Annotated in this window: 17 protein-coding genes and 1 pseudogene; 6 read left to right on the plus strand and 12 right to left on the minus strand. The window is 58.1% G+C overall.

The window, feature by feature from the left end; translation table 11 throughout:
- Positions 1-40 precede the first annotated feature (40 nt).
- The 4 genes from G518_RS0113110 to G518_RS0113125 all read right to left on the minus strand — a co-directional run bounded on the left by G518_RS0113110 (position 41) and on the right by G518_RS0113125 (position 3,988).
- Positions 41-1,000, minus strand: coding sequence for a PDR/VanB family oxidoreductase (locus G518_RS0113110; protein ID WP_028602935.1), 960 nt, complete (start codon positions 998-1,000; stop codon positions 41-43).
- A gap of 172 nt (positions 1,001-1,172) precedes the next feature.
- On the minus strand, positions 1,173-1,928 hold the full coding sequence (locus tag G518_RS0113115) for an enoyl-CoA hydratase/isomerase family protein (RefSeq protein WP_028602936.1): 756 nt from the start codon (positions 1,926-1,928) through the stop codon (positions 1,173-1,175).
- Positions 1,929-2,010: 82 nt separating this feature from the next.
- Complete coding sequence (locus G518_RS0113120; RefSeq protein WP_051236572.1) at positions 2,011-3,204, minus strand: CaiB/BaiF CoA transferase family protein; 1,194 nt, start codon at positions 3,202-3,204, stop codon at positions 2,011-2,013.
- Positions 3,205-3,214: 10 nt separating this feature from the next.
- Positions 3,215-3,988, minus strand: a complete 774-nt coding sequence (locus G518_RS0113125) for an enoyl-CoA hydratase-related protein (RefSeq protein WP_028602938.1) — start codon at positions 3,986-3,988, stop codon at positions 3,215-3,217.
- 119 nt (positions 3,989-4,107) lie between these two features.
- Here G518_RS0113125 and G518_RS0113130 point away from each other — a divergent pair, with 119 nt between their 5' ends.
- The 3 genes from G518_RS0113130 (at position 4,108) to G518_RS0113140 (ending at position 7,002) form a co-directional block, all read left to right on the plus strand.
- Complete coding sequence (locus G518_RS0113130) at positions 4,108-4,944, plus strand: IclR family transcriptional regulator (RefSeq protein WP_028602939.1); 837 nt, start codon at positions 4,108-4,110, stop codon at positions 4,942-4,944.
- Positions 4,945-5,052: 108 nt separating this feature from the next.
- The gene (locus G518_RS35030; RefSeq protein WP_051236575.1) at positions 5,053-6,015 is read left to right on the plus strand and encodes a Bug family tripartite tricarboxylate transporter substrate binding protein; all 963 of its coding nucleotides are present in this window, start codon (positions 5,053-5,055) and stop codon (positions 6,013-6,015) included.
- Positions 6,016-6,207: 192 nt separating this feature from the next.
- Complete coding sequence (locus G518_RS0113140; RefSeq protein ID WP_028602940.1) at positions 6,208-7,002, plus strand: hypothetical protein; 795 nt, start codon at positions 6,208-6,210, stop codon at positions 7,000-7,002.
- A gap of 76 nt (positions 7,003-7,078) precedes the next feature.
- Here the strand turns inward: G518_RS0113140 and G518_RS35035 are convergent, their stop codons facing one another.
- Positions 7,079-8,014 carry a LysR substrate-binding domain-containing protein gene (locus G518_RS35035; RefSeq protein ID WP_036594512.1) on the minus strand — a complete coding sequence of 312 codons (936 nt, stop codon included), beginning with the start codon at positions 8,012-8,014 and terminating at the stop codon, positions 7,079-7,081.
- Between the two features lie 92 nt (positions 8,015-8,106).
- On the opposite strand from G518_RS35035, the gene G518_RS0113150 reads away from it, so the two are divergent.
- Both G518_RS0113150 and G518_RS0113155 read left to right on the plus strand, forming a co-directional pair.
- The gene (locus G518_RS0113150) at positions 8,107-8,919 is read left to right on the plus strand and encodes an SDR family NAD(P)-dependent oxidoreductase (RefSeq protein WP_084651768.1); all 813 of its coding nucleotides are present in this window, start codon (positions 8,107-8,109) and stop codon (positions 8,917-8,919) included.
- Positions 8,920-8,929: 10 nt separating this feature from the next.
- On the plus strand, positions 8,930-9,388 hold the full coding sequence (locus G518_RS0113155) for a pyridoxamine 5'-phosphate oxidase family protein (RefSeq protein ID WP_245597965.1): 459 nt from the start codon (positions 8,930-8,932) through the stop codon (positions 9,386-9,388).
- 133 nt (positions 9,389-9,521) lie between these two features.
- Here the strand turns inward: G518_RS0113155 and G518_RS0113160 are convergent, their stop codons facing one another.
- Positions 9,522-11,069 (minus strand): YifB family Mg chelatase-like AAA ATPase, encoded by a 1,548-nt coding sequence (locus tag G518_RS0113160; protein ID WP_036594601.1) that lies wholly within the window; start codon positions 11,067-11,069, stop codon positions 9,522-9,524.
- A gap of 372 nt (positions 11,070-11,441) precedes the next feature.
- The gene (locus tag G518_RS0113165) at positions 11,442-11,804 is read right to left on the minus strand and encodes a DUF1428 domain-containing protein (RefSeq protein WP_028602944.1); all 363 of its coding nucleotides are present in this window, start codon (positions 11,802-11,804) and stop codon (positions 11,442-11,444) included.
- Positions 11,805-12,049: 245 nt separating this feature from the next.
- Between G518_RS0113165 and G518_RS0113170 the strand changes: the two genes are divergently transcribed.
- Complete coding sequence (locus G518_RS0113170; protein ID WP_028602945.1) at positions 12,050-13,474, plus strand: SMI1/KNR4 family protein; 1,425 nt, start codon at positions 12,050-12,052, stop codon at positions 13,472-13,474.
- Positions 13,475-13,586: 112 nt separating this feature from the next.
- Here the strand turns inward: G518_RS0113170 and G518_RS40995 are convergent.
- The 5 genes and pseudogenes from G518_RS40995 to G518_RS35045 form a co-directional block, all read right to left on the minus strand.
- Positions 13,587-13,718 (minus strand): annotated as a pseudogene (locus G518_RS40995) (GntR family transcriptional regulator); the annotation flags it as partial.
- A gap of 147 nt (positions 13,719-13,865) precedes the next feature.
- Complete coding sequence (locus G518_RS35040; RefSeq protein ID WP_084651770.1) at positions 13,866-15,101, minus strand: mandelate racemase/muconate lactonizing enzyme family protein; 1,236 nt, start codon at positions 15,099-15,101, stop codon at positions 13,866-13,868.
- Complete coding sequence (locus G518_RS0113180) at positions 15,073-15,750, minus strand: RraA family protein (RefSeq protein ID WP_084651772.1); 678 nt, start codon at positions 15,748-15,750, stop codon at positions 15,073-15,075. The genes G518_RS35040 and G518_RS0113180 overlap by 29 nt, the downstream gene beginning before the upstream one ends.
- A gap of 11 nt (positions 15,751-15,761) precedes the next feature.
- Entirely contained in the window at positions 15,762-16,547 is a 786-nt protein-coding gene (locus tag G518_RS0113185; protein ID WP_028602947.1) for an SDR family oxidoreductase, read from the minus strand.
- Positions 16,548-16,549: 2 nt separating this feature from the next.
- The gene (locus tag G518_RS35045; protein WP_051236579.1) at positions 16,550-17,530 is read right to left on the minus strand and encodes a Bug family tripartite tricarboxylate transporter substrate binding protein; all 981 of its coding nucleotides are present in this window, start codon (positions 17,528-17,530) and stop codon (positions 16,550-16,552) included.
- Positions 17,531-17,608 lie beyond the last annotated feature (78 nt).

Genomic DNA, 17,608 nt, shown 5'->3' on the forward strand with positions numbered 1-17,608 from the left:
CATGCGGTGAAGATGGATTGCCCGCGCGCTTACGGAAGGACTACAAATCCAGCACCAGCAGCTTGCTTTTTGAACGCGAGCAGCAGGGCGTGAATTGGTCGTTCTTAGCTTTTTCCTCGTCTGTGAAGTAGAGGTCACGGTGATCTGGCTCGCCTTCTAGCACACGGGTAATGCAAGTGCCGCAAACGCCTTGCTCACATGAGGTGAGTACGTCAATGCCGTTATCCTGTAGCACCCTGGTGATGCTCTGGCCGGCCTCAACGCTATAGGTCTTGCCGGTGCTGGCAATCCTCACTTCAAACTTGCCGTTGCCGGACGTGTCTTGCGGCGTGTTGGCGAAATACTCCAGGTGGATCTGCTCGTGGCCCCAGCCGTTGTTTTTCGCGCTATTGATCACGAAGTCGATAAAGCCGCCCGGCCCACATACATAGAGATGTTTGTCCGCGGCGGGTTCTGCGAGTGTTTCGACAATGTCCAGCCTATTTATCGGCGGGCCCGCGTCGAAATGGAGCTTGACGCGCTTCGAAAAATCCGATGCCTCGATTTCCTTTATGAAGGCCGTGCGATCTTCTGAGCGGGTGCAATAGTGCAGTGTGAAGTCCGCATCGATCGCGGCCAGCCGCTGGGCCATGCACAGCAAAGGGGTGACTCCGATGCCGCCAGCAAACAGCAGCGAGCGTTTGGCGTGTTGCAGCGGGAAGTGATTTCTTGGTGTGCTGATTCGAATCACATCGCCCTCCTTCACCGTGTCGTGCATGGCGGTGGAGCCGCCGCGCGAGGCCGGATCGCGTAGCACGGCGATCCGATAACGGTGCTGCTCGGTGGAGTCGTTGCACAGCGAGTACTGGCGGGTCAGACCTCCGGGAATGTGCACGTCGATGTGGGAACCGGCGCTGAACCGAGGCAGCGGCGCGCCGTCCAGCCGGGCTAGCTCGAAACTCGCGATGTCGGTCGCTTCTTCTGTCTTGCAGGTTACTTTTACTTCAATCGAACCCGTCATCAATGAGCCTGTTCCAACAGTTGCTTTCTGGCGATAAGCCGATCCAGAGCATGCCGCATTGCATCGATCATTCAGCGTTCTTCCACATCGTCGTCACGACCGGATACCTGATTGCGCTATGTCATACGTTTCGAATGATGCATCTATAGCCTTGCGTGCATCCATGACTCGTTCACTTCCCAGAAAAAACGGGCGCGCGCCGCTCGGCCATCGCGGTCACGCCCTCTTTGAAGTCGGCGGTCGCAAACTGCAACTCCTGATGGCCACGCTCGCGCAGGTTGGCTTCGGTGACCCTATCTGCCAGCCCACGGCGAATCTCGGAGCGGGTCGAGATGATGGCTAGCGGAGCGCCTATTGCAATTTCTTGCGCCAAAGCCATGGCGCGTGCGCGTACATCAGCTTCGGGCACCAGCTCGTCGGCCAGGCCCATGGCAAATGCCTGAGCACCATCGATCCGGCGACCGGTGTAGAAAAGCAGTGCGGCTTTTTGTTCGCCAATCAAATGAGGCAAGGTGACCGTCAAGCCAAAACCAGGGTGAAAGCCAAGTCGCGTGAAGCTGGCGCTGTAGCGCGCTGATTCGCAGGTCACGCGGAAATCCGCTACCAGCGCCAGGCCCAGACCCGCGCCGATAGCAGCACCATGTACTGCAGCAACGATGGGCTTTTTCGTTCGAAAGAGCCGCATCGCATGTGTATAGAACGAGGCTAGTTCCGTTGCACCGGAACTGCTGAAGTCAGCACCCGCACAGAATGTTTTCCCATCTGAGGCTAGCACTACGGCGCGGCAATTTGCATCAGCGTCTAGCACTTCAAGTTGCTCGGCCAACTCCCGCAGCAGGTCAGCGTCAGCAAAGTTGTGCGGTGGGCGATTAAGGACGATGGTGGCTACGTGGCCGGTATGTATGACGGTTACAGTTTCTACGGACATGAGCGCCTTGTGATCGTTGAGGAAGTGAGGAAGTGAGGAGTTTGTCTAAGGCTGACTACGTGCCTCAAGATAACTGTACAGCTCAGGTAGGTGCTTCTACGCTAGTCGTTGCTTGTGGCTTCGATGGATAGATTTCTTCGGTGTGCTCACCGACCTCCGGTGCGCGATGGCGAATTGGGGGGCGCTCCCCGTTAAATGAAATCGGTAGACCAACGATGCGTAGATCAAGTCCCGGAATCTCTTGCAAAATGCCGATGGCTTCGATTTGAGGCTGCGCCAACGCCTGCTTTAGGTCAAGGATGGGCGCGCACGGAACGCCGGCGGCTTCGAGTTTTTCTATCCAGTAATCGGTGCCCCGAGTAATCAATGCGTCCTGCAGCACGGGCAGGATGAATGGTTTGTGCTCTACCCGTAGGGCGTTGGTTTTCAAGCGCTCGTCGGCCGCCCATTCAGGGTGGTCGAGCGCCACACAGAGCTTTGCAAAAAGACGGTCGTTGGCGGCGGCGATCAAGATTTCGCCGTCCTGCGTATCGAAGGCCTGGAAGACCACCACGGCTGGATTGCCGCTGCGATGTCGTGGCGGCTGTTTACCGCTGGCGTTAAAGCCCGCCAACAAAACTTGCATCCAGCCCATGGCGGTTTCGAGCAACGAGGTATCGATGACGCAGCCCTTGCCCGTAGTGGTGCGCTGGAACAGGGCTGCAAGGCAGCCCACGACGGCCCAGATGCCGGTGCCCAGGTCCAGCACTTGCATGCCGACCCGAGCGCCGGGAGCGTCTTCTGAGCCATTCATCGAGAACATGCCGGAAAAGGCCTGAATGATGGGCTCATACCCTGGCTTCATGTTCATGGGGCCCATGTGACCGAAGGCGCCCAGTGAGCAATAGATCAGACGCGGGTTGGCTTGGCAGAGCTCTTCGGCGCCAAGGCCAAGCTCGTCCATCACACCGGGGCGCAGGTTCTGAATCAGTACATCGCATTCAGCAAGGTATAGCTTGAACCAGGCAATGGATTCGGGGTCTTTCAAATCGACGGCCAGGCTGCGTTTGCCATGGTTCATGGCCTGGAAGGTAGTGGCGGTTCCACGCCAAAAGGGCGGCCCCCAGCCGCGAGCGTCGTCGCCGCAACCCGGTCGCTCGACCTTGACGATGTCGGCCCCCAGCGATCCCAACACTGCGCTCGCGTAGGGGCCAGCCAGGTTTTGCCCGAGCTCTACAACGCGAATGCCTTTGAGTGGCAGTGATTGCGCCAGTTTCTGCATGCTGTCTTTGTTCATCTCGTTTGCCTTACTGTGCGGAGAATTTCGGGGCGCGCTTTTCCATGAAGTGGGCAATGCCTTCCTTGAAGTCGCTGGTAGTGCGGCAGGCAACGATTTCTGCGTCAGCCAGTTCGATGGCCGCTTCAATCGACTGTTGTTGTGCAAGCAGCATTTGTCGCTTCATGATGCGAACTGAGCGTGGCGATCCAAGGTTGGCAATGTCCGAAGCACGCTGCTGAACAGCCTCGCGAAAACTTTCTGCCGGCAGCAGATTGACGAGGCCCATGTAGGCCGCCTCTTCAGCCAGTACGGTGCGGCCAGAAAGCAGCAGATCTGCCGCATGCATGGGGCCAATCAGGCGCGGCAACAGCCAAGCGCTGCCATGCTCCGCCGCCAGACCTCGGCGTGCGTAGGGCGCACTGAGCTTGGTGCCACTGGCCATGAAACGGATGTCGCAATACAAGGCCACACACAGGCCAACGCCAGACACGGCTCCGTTGATGGCAGCAATCAATGGCTTGTTGACGGCCATCAAATAGCTGTAACGCTCGGTAGGGTCAGACGTGTCCGCGGACTGTCCACGCATGCTGCCCAGCACCTCCATATCCATGCCGGCGCAGAAAGCCCGGCCGGCGCCTGTCAGCACGATACAGTTAACGGCGCCATCGCTATCGGCTGCCATGACCGCGTTGCGCAGTTCGCCCTTGAGTACAGCTGTCCAGGCATTCAGCCGATCAGGCCGGTTGAAGGTGATGACGGCGACCTTGTCCCGCACTTCGTACTGGAGCTGCTGATAGTTCATGTCTCTTGGTATTGCCAGCCGGTGCGCGCTAGCGGGCTTTAGATGGCCTTGATTATTCGGTGATTGCGCCAATCGCAGTAGCGTAAGATTTCAGAAAACGAAATTATGAAAAATCACACATGACGAAGGAAGTGCTTTCAAGCCGGCGCTTAACGAAGGAGGTAGGCCGCTTTACGCGTGTGACGCCGGGCAGCCAGTCCCTGGAGCGCGGGTTGCAGATACTGCGCGCCTTTCGGCTTGGCATTGGGGAGTTGACTAATGCTGAGCTGGCCAGGCGCACAGGCTTGCCGCGCCCGACCGTCAGCAGACTCACACGCTCGCTGGTCGATGCCGGCTTTTTGTCATACGACCTGCAACTGCAGGCTTACCGGCTGGGTGCAGTGACCCTGAGTTTGTCGCAAGCCTTCAGGTATGGATTGCCGGTGCTGGAAGTAGCGCTGCCGCTGATGCGCAAGGTGGCCGAGGGCGAGCAGATTAACGTGGGACTGGCGGTGCCCGACCAGTTGGAAATGGTTTACCTTGAGTCAGCGCGCGAAAGCCGAATGGGGATATTCAGGCGCCTGTCAGCGGGCTCGCGCATACCGATTGAGCTGACATCTTTGGGGCGAGCATATCTTTCAGGGCTTCCGAAGCCAGAGCGTCAGCAACTGCTGGGGCGCATTGCGCAGCAACACGATAAGGGTTGGCCGGCGCTGCTGGCTGAAATAAACCGCGGAGTGATGCATATAAAGAAAAATGGTTATTGTCAGGCGAGTTGGCAAACCGGGGTGATCGCTATTGCTGCGCCGTTGCCCGCGCCCGACCAGACCTTGTATGCGCTGAATATCAGTTTCCCAATCGGCGAGAAGGAGGCGGAAAACTCAGCACAGGTCAAACGTTACGCGCAGATGCTGCTCCGGTTGAAGGAGCAGATTCTTGAAACGTGGCGAGCAAGAATCGAGGCGGTACCACTTTGAATAATTTCAGTTATTGAAATTAATGCGTTGCTGGTTGACGTGGCGGTCTAAATAATCTCTTGCAGGGTGCAACTCTTTGCATACACCTGAGCATTGAGGAGAAAAAACTTGAAACGTCGACAAATCGTGCACGTCCTTGCAGGGGCAGGTTTGCTGTCATCTGTGACGCATTTGTTTGCCCAGCGGAACAGCGCAGCAACGCAGATCATCGTGCCCTTTGGCCCAGGGGGCTCAGCTGACATTGTGGCGCGGCTAGTGGCGCACTACATGACTGAGAAAAGCGGCCTATCTGCGGTTATCGACAACCGGCCCGGCGCCAGCGGCATTATCGGCATGGAGGCCGGCAAGCTCGCGCCTGCAGATGGTCGCACGCTGGTGGTGGTGTCGTCGGGTACGCAAGGTGCTAACCCGAGCCTTTTCAGAAAGCTGCCTTATGACCCCGAAAAGGACTTTACCGTCGTGGGTATTCTGGGTGTAGGTGGTAGCTATCTGCTGGTACGTGCCGATGCCCCTTGGAAGACACTGGCCGACTTTGTGGCACAGGCGAAGGCGAAGCCCGGCCGAATCAATTTCGGCCAGTTCAGCGCTGCCAGCGCAGTGCCTGCCGCATTGCTATCCGAACGCGCAGGGATTGAGATGACTGGCGTGCCATACAAGCAGATTGGTACCGCGGTGACTGACCTGCTTGGTGGGCAGACGCAAATGATGTTTATCGATACAGTTGCATCCGAAGCGTATGTTGCTTCAGGGCAGTTGCGGGCCCTGGCAGTGACTCATACAAAACGCCTGCCTCGTGACCCCAACATCCCGACTATCGCGGAGACGTACCCTGGCTTTGAGATGGTCAGCTTTCTTGGAGTTGCCGTGCCAGCTGCTACCCCGCTGGCGGTGAAGGAATCATTGAACAAGATGATCAACGAGGCGACGACGGATGAAGCTGTCAAGGCCAAACTGGAAAGCCTGTCTTTTTTACCGCGGCCCATGAGCCTGCAGGAGTGTGTTGAGTTGAACAGGTCTGAGCGCGTGAAGTGGCGAGGTTACGTGGTGACTGCCAAACTTGCTGTGCAATAACACGCTGTTCACAACCACGAAAATCAGAGTGGGAATGCCAGTCACCCAACACCCCCGCCCGGATCCGTACGTGCGGGATTGCCTCACACGGTCCCTGTCCGGCTCGTGGCCGCCGTAGCTGGCTAAGCCTTCAGAGTATGAAACTTTCATTCACAACACTTTGCTGGTTCTGACCGGCGCACTGGAGACACCATGATTTACAAAGGCACAGCTGAACGCGCACGGCAAACACGCCGCCGCCTGCAAATCACGGGCATGAAGCCGTATCACAAGAGCGAGTGGATGGATACCGGGCGTGATGGTCAGTCTTCTCCCACGGTTTTCCTGGTGGAAATGGACCCTGATTCGACGGTGAACCCGCACTTTCACAGGAACAATCAGTTCCAGCTTTTCCTCACCGGTAATGGGTCCATTGGCAAACAGAAGCTCAGCCCGGTCACGGTGCATTACGCTGGCGCCTTCACGGGTTATGGGCCGCTGGTGGCCGGCCCCGAAGGGTTGGGCTATTTCACAATGCGGCCTGTGTATGAGCAGGGCGCCCTGCTGATGCCCGAGAACAGGGACAAGATGGTTCGCGGCCCCAAGCGCATGGTCACCAGTGAATCGTTACCGGCAACCGACCCGGCGTACTTAGAAAATCTGACGCAGATCGAGACCAGCGAGCCGATTCCGCTGCAGCCTGATAAGTTGGCCGCCAGCATCACCCGACTGCCTGCGGGGATGTCCATCACCGGGCGCAGCCCTGGTGGATCGGGGGGGCAATTTTATGTCGTGCTGGCGGGCAGCATGGTGCATGACGGCGTAGAGATGCTGGACTGGGAGCACATCTTCGTCACAGAGGATGAAGCACCTTACACCGTGACCGCAGGTCTCAATGGTCTGGAAGTTCTGTGCCTGCAATACCCACCGCGAGCCGAAGAATACAAGGTGCCTGAGGCCATGGTGTTGTGCGACGATGCTGCTTTGGGCGTGCCGGTCACGACATGAGTTTTTTGCGTTTGTGTTCAACCTCAGTTTTTGTCGCAGACTGGGCGCGAATGGGACTGAGCATGCTGCCTGGTTTCTACTTCTTCAGTAAAAGTGCAGGATAGAACTTGGCCGTTGCCTTTTTAAGAAGAACGCGCCTGAATGCGTCCAAGACAGGTGACGCATTGTCTATACGCCAGACGATAGTGACCGGTATGCGTGGGCGCTCCTTCAATCTCACAAAGGCCACTAGCCCAATCCAATCGTTCGTTACGCAAGCTGGCATCAGGCTCACACCATATCCAGCTGCAACGAGCGCCAGAGCTGCAGGTAGTTGTTCAACTTCCTGGCCAATCTTGACGCGGAATCCTCCCCTTTGCTCGCACAACTTCGTGACCTGGTCATAGTGCCCCGTTTCCGGAGACCTCAACAGAGTGATGAATTGCTCTGATGCCAGGGCGCTCAGTGGTATGGCCGGTTTGCCCGCGAGATGATGACCCATGGGCACTGCCGCGACGAGTTCCTCTTCCCAAATCTGCGACACATTTAGCCGAGCCTGAGGTTCAGGGAAGGGGGCGAGCGAAGGTTCAATGGCGAGAAAACCTATGTCAATCGCCCCCGCCGCAATCGCTTCGATCTGCTCCTTTGGTGGCAACTGAATAAGGTCGATGGTCGTGTTTGGACTTTCGCCACGAATCGCGCTCAGCAGTGGCGCAAAGCGGCTGAGCATTGCTGAGCTCATGAAGCCCACTTTCAGCCGTCCCGCGTCACCTCTTCCAATTTGACGGGCTTCTGTGGCGGCACTGGCCGCTTGCTCAACAAGCGCCCGAGCGCGGCGTAAAAAAGCCTCCCCCGCAGCGGTAAGTTCCACAGATCGTCGGTTACGTGCCAGGAGGACCGTGCCCAGTTCTTTTTCCAGAGCTTGAATTTGTTGACTCAAAGGTGGCTGCGAGATATGCAATTTTTCCGCCGCACGACGGAAATGCCGCTCCTCGGCAACGGCAATGAAATAGCGAATCTGGCGGAAATCCATGATAGGGAAATCAGATCAAAGTCTATAAAAAATCATATTGGACGTATTAAAGCAGCTTGCAGATACTTTGCGCAATACAACAAGGAACCTCAATGACAGCTTCAGCATCCGCTATAGATTTCTCTCGTTTGGCTCCGCTTCCAGGCAACCGAATACTGGTTGTGGGTGGGTGCGGTGCGATAGGTCGGTTGCTCGTCTCTGAGTGCGTGCGTATGAAGCTTGAAGTCGCGGTTTTCGCGCTTCCACGTTCTTTGAAGGCCAATCCACCGCCTGAAGGGGTGATATCCATTGCTGTGGATGTTGCGGATGAGGCGTCAGTAGCCGAAGGCGTGAAATCGCTTCAGGGTCACTGGGACTCCCTCGACACTCTGGTGTTCCTGGTGGGGTTCATGACCGTGCCACCACGCCCTGTTGACGAAATTGACCCAGCGGAATGGGACAGCGTGGCCATGGGCAACCTGCGGGCTGCGTATCTTGTCAGTCGGGCGTTGCTGCCGATGTTGAGGGCAGCCGAAAGCCCCAGTATTGTGAATGTGGGTTCAAGTCTCGCGTACAACCCTCTGCCCGGAGTAGCGCCATATGCTGCCGCAAAAGCGGGCTTGGTGGCACTTACCAAGTCGCTGGCCATAGAAAACGCGCCGAAGATTCGAGCCAACCTGGTGGCACCCAGTGCGATCGACACGCCATTCCTTGCTGGGGGAGGCGGTGAGCGAGGCGCAACAGCTGCAGCGGCGGGCGGGGATGCATGGCTGAGGAACATGACCAAATACGTTCCGACCATTCCAATGGGACGAATTGCCCAAGTTGAGGACGTGGTCGGTCCAGTACTGTTCCTTGCAGGTCCCAGCGCTGCATTCATTACCGGGCAGGTTATCCATGTGAACGGTGGCCGGGTTACACCTTAAGGATCACATCATGACTATTACAGAAGATATGGTGGCGGTCATAGCCCGCGCGAAGCTGGCGTTCTTTGCCACTGTCAACGAGGACGGGACGCCGAACCTTTCTCCCAAGGCCTCTTTGACCGTCCGTGAGAACGCACTTTGCTTTGCGAACATGGCGTCTCCGCACACTGTTGAGAACTTGAAGAGAAATCCTGCAATTGCCATCAATGTGGTTGATATCTTCTCGCGTCGGGGCTATAGATTTTCCGGAAAGGCTTCCATCCTGACGCCTGTAGATCCTGGTTATGCATCTGTTGCCGAGTGGGTCTGGGAAGTGAATGGCAAGCAATATCCTGTTCATGAAGTCATCTCTGTTGAAGTGACGGATGCAAGCCCACTGTTTTCACCTGCGTACAAGTTCGGCGGCGATGTGAATGAGCAGGAGCTTCGGGTAACTTATCTCGAAAAATACGGTGTTCGTGATCTGTAACTTCCACTCTGTTGATAGTCCCTCAACTCAAAGCTGGGCGTGCTGAACCAGGGCGTGTTCGCACTAAATCCACCCTTCGGCCTGGGGGTGAATTTGGTGTGAACACGCTCTCATGGCGCCAGGTTGTTGCCTTTCAGGAGCGCCCCTGCAAGCCCCTCCGGTACTGCACGGCCTCCGCTACGTGGCTGACCGCAACGTCTTCGCAGCCCTCCAGATCAGCTACTGTGCGCGCCACTTTCATGGCGCGATGAGTCGCGCGCGCACTCCAGCCAAGCCGGGCAGCGGCTGTGGTCAGGAAGCTGGCAGCGTTGGGGGCCAGTTGTACGTGTTGGTCGATGGCCTGCCCGTGTAATGCCTGATTGGCGTGGCCTTGTCGGGCCATGGCGCGCTCACGAGCGACCGTGCAGCGCTCGCGCAATGTGGCGGTGGATTCGCCTAGAGGAGCGGCGAGTAGCTCATCCGTGGAGAGCGAGCCAATCTCCACGTGTAGATCGATACGGTCGATCAACGGGCCCGAGAGCTTGCCTTGGTAGCGAGAAACCTGATCAGGAGTGCAGCGGCAGGCACGCACCCGAGAACCCAGGTACCCGCAAGGGCACGGGTTCATGGCTGCAATAAGTTGGAAGCGAGCGGGAAAATCGGCCCGCTGCGCCGCACGGGAGATCGTGATCTGCCCACTTTCAAGTGGTTCGCGCAAGGCTTCCAGTGCGGCCCGTGGGAATTCAGGCAGTTCGTCCAGAAATAGCACACCTTCATGTGCCATGGAAATCTCGCCTGGCCTCGGCGGTGAGCCGCCTCCCACAAGGGCCACGGCGCTGGCAGAGTGATGCGGCGCGCGCGTGGGTCGTTGGCACCAGTGATCGAGTTTGAAGGTGCCGCCCAGGCTTGCAATGGCTGCGCTTTGTAAGGCTTCGCTCACCGCCATGGGTGGCAGCAAACCAGCAAACCGCTGCGCCAACATGGATTTTCCGGTACCAGGAGGGCCCATCATGAGTAGCGAATGAGCTCCGGCGGCGGCGATCTCCAACGCTCGCTTGGCTGCTGCCTGGCCTTTCACGTCAGCGAGATCCGCATAGCGCGGAATGCTTGAGCGTGGCGCCGGCTCTACGCGCGACCAACCGTCGGCTGGCGTGTCGGTTGCCTCCCCTTGCGATCGCTCGGCGGCGGGCAGGAACTGGGCCACCACATCCAGCAGATGACGCGCGCGGTATACAGCCATGCCGGGCACCAGAGCCGCTTCTTCTGCACTGCCGGGCGGCAGTACCAGTTGAGCACCGACGCCTTGTTGATGCAGCGCCACCCCCATGGCCAACGCACCGCGAACAGGCCGCAGCTCACCCGAGAGCGACAATTCCCCAGCAAACTCCCAGCCTTCCAGGCGCTGGCCGTTGATCTGACCGCTGGCGGCCAGAATTCCGAGCGCGATGGGCAGATCAAAACGGCCTGAATCCTTGGGCAGGTCGGCCGGTGCCAGGTTCACGGTAATACGCTGGTTGTGCGGAAACTCAAGGCCGCTGTTTTGCAGAGCGCTGCGCACGCGCTCTCGCGCTTCCTTCACCTCCACATCAGCCAGCCCCACCAGCGTGAAGCTTGGCAGGCCGTTGGCCAGATGAACTTCCACTGTGACTTGTGGCGCCGCCAAACCCATCAGCGCGCGGCTGGCAACTAGACTCAAGCCCATACCGAATTTTTTCTTTTCATGAACAATCAGAAACGGGTGATGCACCAAGCGTGTTCCGCACGCGGATGGTGCGGCACACGCTAAGTGTCTGCCTGTTCGCTTGGAGCTTTTTCACTCTGCGAATCTTTAGTGGGCATGCTCCCTGAGAAAACACTCCCTGGATCGCGAACTATCCACAGGAGCGAACGCAGTAGGTGGCAGCACCAAGCCCGAACTTGGGGTGGGTCTGATGCCGCAGGACTCTATTGTCTGCGAAGTTGAGAAAAACTTAGTAAATAAGTTTTAATAATTACGCACTTCGGATAGAGGAAGGGCCGTCGCCGGCCGTTCAATCGATTTCTTTGACTCGACCTAACGGCTCGCAGCCGTACGTCAGTCTTTGGACTCGCCCATGTCAAGCATGGGAACGAAACCACCGAAGATCATGCGTTTGCCATCAAACGGCATATCCATGTTTTGCATATCTGGATCTTCCATCATCTTCTTGTTGGCGGCGTCACGCACCTGTTTTGATGGCCACTCGATCCATGAGAAGACTACGGTCTCGCCCACCTTCGCATCAACCGCACGCTTGAAGTCGGTGACCTTGCCGTCGGGCACATCGTCTCCCCAGCATTCGACCTGTCGCAGGGCGCCGAGTTTCTTGGCTTTCTCGTAAAACGTCTTGCTCAGTTCGATGTACTCGTCGCGCTTGTCGGAAGGTACGGGGACCACAAATCCGTCGATGTAGCTCATGGTTTGCTCCTAGTCGAAGATCGCCGCACATCCGTTTGAGTCAGGCAATCGAGTGGTTGAAGACGAGTCAGGCGAGCTGGAGAAGCTCCGCAAAACCGAGTATCTATTCACTAAGCGAGGGATGCAAGCTGCCTCGTTTTTATAATGGCGCGAGCCGCTGTGAAATGCATTGCCAACGCTGCATCCATCGGAGTTTGCCGGCGCTTCCACATCCGCTTTCTCCTGCCCGAGCTCTGAGACTTTGCATGACTGCCTACACCTGCCACTGGATCGAAACCGCACCCAAACGCAAGAGTAGCGCTCCGCTGCTCATCCAACTCACGTTGCACCCCAATGGCTACGACGGGCAGGCCTATTGGAAGCGGCAGGAGGCGCGCACCTCGGCAGAGCGGTTCAAGATGGTGGAGGATCTCACCTTTGCTGCCGACGTGGGGCCGCAGGTGGTGCTGCAGCGCTTCATCGAATTGCGCAGTACGCTGGCTGGCAGTGGCTTTCAAGAGGTGGTTGCACCGGACAAGGTGTACGGGCCTGGCAGCATCGCCGGCCACAGGCCCAAGACCCAGGATGAATGTCGGATGGATCTGGCGGCGCTGCACACCGAATGCGGCGATAACGATGGCGCGTTGGCGCAGCTACTGCAGTGCCAAAACAGCGAAGGTGCGTGGTACTTGCATACAGCCGCACGGCGAGCGCATGCCAACCGCGCACGCGCAAATCCCGGCCCTGATGCGGATGATGACTGGACCGCCGCGCTCAATCACTGCATCGCCATCGTCTCCAGCGCGGAGGAGCAAAAGACCAACCCGTTCTACATGCACACAGGCAGCAGTAGTTACTATTTCGGCGACAGCTACGGGGGCGCCCCTTCGCAGTTGGCTGCTGCTGCTCAGACGATGGCCGAGTACGCACTGTGTGTTGCTGATCAGCCGGAGCAGGCGTTACAAGCCATTGCCTTGGCCGATAGCACCAGCAGCGGCACAACGCAGATAGAGCAGTACCGCGTCACTGCTCTGCTTCAACTGGGTCGAAACGACGAGGCGCATGCATGCCATCGAAAATGGAGCCTGCGCATGCCTAAAGTGCTGAATGACCCCGCCTACCAGGCCTTCGTGGCGGGCGAAACGGCGCAGGCCAACGAATCCGAGCGCCTGCGCATCGACGCGTTGAAATTTGAATACGCACCGGGCCAAAGCGCCACAGCTGTGGACCTCGATCTGCTCCGCCAGCACTTTCCCGCCGCCATGAAGAACGCTGCCTGCGCGGCCTATGTGCAATGGGTTAGCTCGCCGGACCAGCCACATCAACTCACCGTAATAGATGGTGAGTACCGCCAAGCCTATCAATTGTTCAGCATAGCGCAGGCTCTGGAGAAGCATGCGGACATGATGGACTGGCTCAGCCTGCACGACGACAGCTCACCAGAGCTGGCTTCCGAGATCCGCCAGGCCATTGCCGATGACGGCATCGACCCGATGCGCATGCTGCCTATCGTGGGCGATGAGCAGTCGTCCGACTGCTTCCTGCTGCGCACTGATGACCCTCACATGGGCGTGGTGTACTACTGGTCGCATGACGAAAGCACTGTGTTCAGTCCCATCGTGTCAAACGCAGAGCAACTGTTTCCCTGGTTGCGGGCGCAGGCTGAAGCAGGGGATACTTTCTCTCTGTGATCCCGTGCCGCAGACAGGTGTAGGGCCAAGCGCTAACCCCAGATAGTTGGAAATTGGGCGCTCCAATGTGTATTTTGGCTCGCCGCAGACAGCGAACTTCCAACTCACGACACTAGATACGTTGCCGTTGGGCGTTGAGGTAAGCATCGCGCGACGGCAAAAGATACTCGGCACACAAATTGACCAGTGCCGCTCGATTTCCGGCACGTAGCGCTTCAATCATCTGCCAATGTTCTTGTCGAGCGTCGGACGTTGGTCGAAAGTCATCAAGGACGCGAGCATCAAGGCGGACTGATAGGCGCATGAACGGCTATGGACGGACGGTTGCGGAGCCGGGAATATCGGCGACTGCCTTTCTTCGTACGCTTAAGGTCAAGACACGGCATTTGGGTCACCTTGACCGTCCACCATACGACAGCTCGAATCGATCGCGAAGAAAACAGTCGATCCGAGCTAGATGGGGCACAACGCCTATGCCAGGAGTCGTCGGCAGACGAAGAAATCCATCGTCAATCCATGACGCATAGCTGCTGGAGTCTCGGAGCGGATTAGGGTTAACGTCGATTTCGGCGTATCCACGCCCACCCGTCGCGGCAAGTACGTGTGCAGAGGTGGCGGCGGCAATGTGCGTTCCGAATGAATGGGGGCAAAACAGACGGCCCGCGTTCTCAGTGCCGACGCCCATTGGGTGGCAACTGCTGACGCCGCCCCACTTTGCCACATCTGGCTGGATCACTCCCAGCCAACGACATGCCTCGCGGAATGCTCCTTCAGACAGCAGGTTTTCACCGCCAGCCAAAGGAGCAACCGATGCGCGTGCCAAACGCTCCCAGTCGTCTTCGGACCGATGCGGCGACATAGGCTCTTCAATCCACTCCAGCGAAATCTGATTCAGCTCCGCTACCGCATCCAGGGCTTCATCCATGGTCCAACCACAATTGGCATCGACCATCATTCGCTCAGATGGGGCCAGCCGGCTTCCTTGGTCAAGGATCGACGTAAGCGTCTTTGCGTCGTCAAACCCCGCCTTGAACTTGAACGCACGATGCCCCTGAGATCTGAGGGCATCAAGACCTGCGGCGGGCATGTCGGGAGCAAGTCCGCTGGCATAGCACCGCATGGTGTTGGTGCGGCTACCGAGGAGCTTGAACAGCGGCTGCCCGGCGATGCGGGCTCGCAGGTCCCAGAGCGCGCAGTCCACACCAGCTAGCACTTGCGAGACAGGCCCCGGTTCACCTGCCAGGGTAATCAAAGGCATGAGGGCCGCCTGCAGATGGCCGATGACGCTGGAAATGTCGGTGACATGGCAACCTACGAGCGCTGGTGCAACGAACTCACGCAGCAGGTTGAATCGATGCAGAGCCCCTGCAGCAGGCATTCCGCACCACACCTCGCCCCAACCGGTACAACCGTTTTCGTCGGTCAAGGAGACCAGAAGGGCTCCCCGTTCGCTTCTCGCTCCGAAGGACGAAACGACCCTCTCGGAAGGGGCAATGAACGCATGTGCCGTGAAGTGAGCAATGCGAAAAGCGTACAGCTCCTGGGTGCTCGAGGGCTCAACCCGACTGCGAGACGGTTGCTGTTCGTTGATGCCCACGTCAGACGTGGCCATACTTGTTGAGAGCATCTGCCAAGCTCAACCCGGCGGCAAGCTCTTTGCGAATCTCTGCTTCCTTCTGAGTCAATCTTTCCGCCTCAGCCAGAACGACCTCCACCTGTGCAGCCGGAATGACAATGGCGCCGTCCAGGTCGGCCAGAATAAAGTCGCCAGGGCTGACTTGAACGGTTTTTGTAGTGGCGCCCGCTAGAAACACCGGCTCCTGCCATCCCGTTACCTGCCAGCGGCCTATGGACTGAACCGGCGTGCGATAGCGCGCGAAGATGGGAAAGTTCATCTTCCCTAGCCAAAGAAGATCGCGGATGCCGCCGTCGATCAGTGCCCCCACGCTGCCTTTCTCTCTCATTCCGATCGCGATCAGTTCTCCGAAATAGCAGATACCCTGCCCATCGCCGGACCACACGCTGATCTCATCTTCCTTGATCTCGCTGCACGCAAGCATTTTCTTGGGATCACCACCCTGCGGACCGGGCACCATTTGCCCCCGAATCGTAAATGCCCACCCGGCCAAGCGGTCGGTCCCGCTGAGCTGTTGAAACTCCGGCGCCAGGCCCTGGTTCAGAAAGCCCATCTCGTCGAGGACATCCGCCACGTTGGCGGTATCTACGTTTAAGAATCGCTCACGGATCTCGCGTCGCTGTTGGCTAGTCAATTGCATTGTTTGCTCTTTCAGATGCTGGAAATCAGGCCGCCGTCCACTCGGACAACAGTGCCGGTGATGTAGCTAGCGCGTGCGCTCGCCAGGAAAGTGATCGCGTCCGCGTATTCATTCGGGTTGCCATAGCGTCCGATCGGGATGCTTGCCACGCTATTGGCCGAGACTTCTTCCGGCGTCGACCCCGCCGCCGTGGCTTTTGCATGGTCGAGGTTGACTATTCGCTGAGTCGCGATCCGGCCTGGCACCGTCACGTTGACAGTCACCCCGTGCCTGGCGACCTCTGCTGCCAACGTTTTAGACCAGCCGACCAAGGCCAAACGCAGCGCATTTGAAGCCGCGAGATTGGGAATAGGCGCGACCACCCCTGACGAAGTCGAGGTGATGATTCGGCCCCATCCGCGGTTTTGCATTCCTTGCGCGATAGGCCGTGTGAGAGAGATGAGAGAAAGAACCATGGAATCGAAATAGCCGCGCCACTGCTCGTCCGAGACCTGATCTGTGGAGGCAGGTCGAGGCCCGCCAGAGTTGTTGATGAGGATGTCGACTGGGCCGAAATTCTTCTCAAGGGTGGCCAGTCTTTCGGCGTGATGCTCCGTTATGGCAAGGTCCCATTGCATCGCGCTTGCGTTCCCTCCAGACGCCCGGATCCCGGCGGCTATGGACTCCGCTGCTTCCAGGTTGACGTCGGCAACTGCAACATTGCATCCCTCTTTGCTGAGTGCATGGGCAATCGCTCCTCCCAGGCCGCCGCCGCCGGCCATCACGAGGGCCGTTTTCTTGTTGATGCCTAAATCCATGTTCAACGCTCCTGTTGTAGTGCGGGTGCGTGTGCAACCGTCGTTTTCCAGACCTCGGATTCGGATTGCCAGAATCTCTGAAAGGCCGCTAGTGAGCTGTCACCGGGCAGGAACCCTGCGTCCGACAGCTTCTTGACCAGCTCGGGATTGGCAAAGGCGCGTGCAACAGCGCTCGCAATTTTTTCCGCTCTGTCTCTGGGCACGTCCTTGCTTGCGAAGAGGCCCGCCCACGTCGTCACTGCAAAGTTCGGCAATCCCGACTCGGCAACGGTGGGGATCGCAGGCGCCAGCGGGAATCTCTTGCTACCAGTGACTGCGATCCGGCGAACTCTGCCGCTGGCCACCACGGATTCGGTCGATGGAATGGATTCGAACAGCAGGTCCGCCTCACCTGACGCCACACCAAGAGCTGCGGCCGGGCTGCCGTTGAAGGGCACCGCGTAGATGTCAACGCGTGCCGTTTGCTTGAAGAGTTCGATAGAGGCATGGGAAGCGCTGCCAATAGCTGCATAGGCGGCAGTGAGTTTTCCCGGAGACTTTTTGGCGGCTGCGATGACGTCGTTGACGCTGTGCAGGTTCGACGCGGAATTCACCACCAGGCTGAAGTCTGTCCTGTAGATCTGGCTGACTGCATAGAAATCCGTAAGAAACGATCCGGCCTGCTTGGGATACACGTGCGGCGTGATCGACATGGTGCTCTGCGGCGCCATCAGGAAGGTGTATCCGTCTGCAGCAGCCTTGAGTACTTCGCGTGCCGCCAGCGTGCCGTTGACCCCTGGGCGGTTGTCAATCACGACGGGCTGCTTCAAATCCGCCGATACAAACGCACCCACCAGACGCGCGCCGAGGTCGGGCGTTGACCCGGCAGGTGTGGCGACGACGATGCGGATAGGGCGCTCAGGGTAGTTCTGCGCTTGAGCGGACACAGACAGGGTGAGTAATGCGCCGCCGATGGCGGCGCTGAGGCAGAGGAGGTTGCTCACGGTTTGGGCCTTGGCATTGAGGGGGTAGGCGAAATATAGAAGCGTGCGGGTTTCGCGTCCAATATCATTGGTGTAAGG

It is taken from the genome of Ottowia thiooxydans DSM 14619 (assembly GCF_000422885.1).
GTDB lineage: Bacteria > Pseudomonadota > Gammaproteobacteria > Burkholderiales > Burkholderiaceae_C > Ottowia > Ottowia thiooxydans.

What these genes read in the sequence shown, in the direction of transcription:
- G518_RS0113110 (WP_028602935.1), bottom strand. Translation starts at nt 1,000, where the DNA reads ATGACGGGTTCGATTGAAGTAAAAGTAACCTGCAAGACAGAAGAAGCG.
- G518_RS35035 (WP_036594512.1), bottom strand. Translation starts at nt 8,014, where the DNA reads ATGGATTTCCGCCAGATTCGCTATTTCATTGCCGTTGCCGAGGAGCGG.
- G518_RS0113170 (WP_028602945.1), top strand. Translation starts at nt 12,050, where the DNA reads ATGACTGCCTACACCTGCCACTGGATCGAAACCGCACCCAAACGCAAG.
- G518_RS0113115 (WP_028602936.1), bottom strand. Translation starts at nt 1,928, where the DNA reads ATGTCCGTAGAAACTGTAACCGTCATACATACCGGCCACGTAGCCACC.
- G518_RS0113185 (WP_028602947.1), bottom strand. Translation starts at nt 16,547, where the DNA reads ATGGATTTAGGCATCAACAAGAAAACGGCCCTCGTGATGGCCGGCGGC.
- G518_RS0113125 (WP_028602938.1), bottom strand. Translation starts at nt 3,988, where the DNA reads ATGAACTATCAGCAGCTCCAGTACGAAGTGCGGGACAAGGTCGCCGTC.
- G518_RS0113155 (WP_245597965.1), top strand. Translation starts at nt 8,930, where the DNA reads ATGACTATTACAGAAGATATGGTGGCGGTCATAGCCCGCGCGAAGCTG.
- G518_RS35040 (WP_084651770.1), bottom strand. Translation starts at nt 15,101, where the DNA reads ATGCTCTCAACAAGTATGGCCACGTCTGACGTGGGCATCAACGAACAG.
- G518_RS0113140 (WP_028602940.1), top strand. Translation starts at nt 6,208, where the DNA reads ATGATTTACAAAGGCACAGCTGAACGCGCACGGCAAACACGCCGCCGC.
- G518_RS0113180 (WP_084651772.1), bottom strand. Translation starts at nt 15,750, where the DNA reads ATGCAATTGACTAGCCAACAGCGACGCGAGATCCGTGAGCGATTCTTA.
- G518_RS0113120 (WP_051236572.1), bottom strand. Translation starts at nt 3,204, where the DNA reads ATGAACAAAGACAGCATGCAGAAACTGGCGCAATCACTGCCACTCAAA.
- G518_RS0113130 (WP_028602939.1), top strand. Translation starts at nt 4,108, where the DNA reads ATGACGAAGGAAGTGCTTTCAAGCCGGCGCTTAACGAAGGAGGTAGGC.
- G518_RS0113165 (WP_028602944.1), bottom strand. Translation starts at nt 11,804, where the DNA reads ATGAGCTACATCGACGGATTTGTGGTCCCCGTACCTTCCGACAAGCGC.
- G518_RS0113150 (WP_084651768.1), top strand. Translation starts at nt 8,107, where the DNA reads ATGACAGCTTCAGCATCCGCTATAGATTTCTCTCGTTTGGCTCCGCTT.
- G518_RS0113160 (WP_036594601.1), bottom strand. Translation starts at nt 11,069, where the DNA reads ATGGGCTTGAGTCTAGTTGCCAGCCGCGCGCTGATGGGTTTGGCGGCG.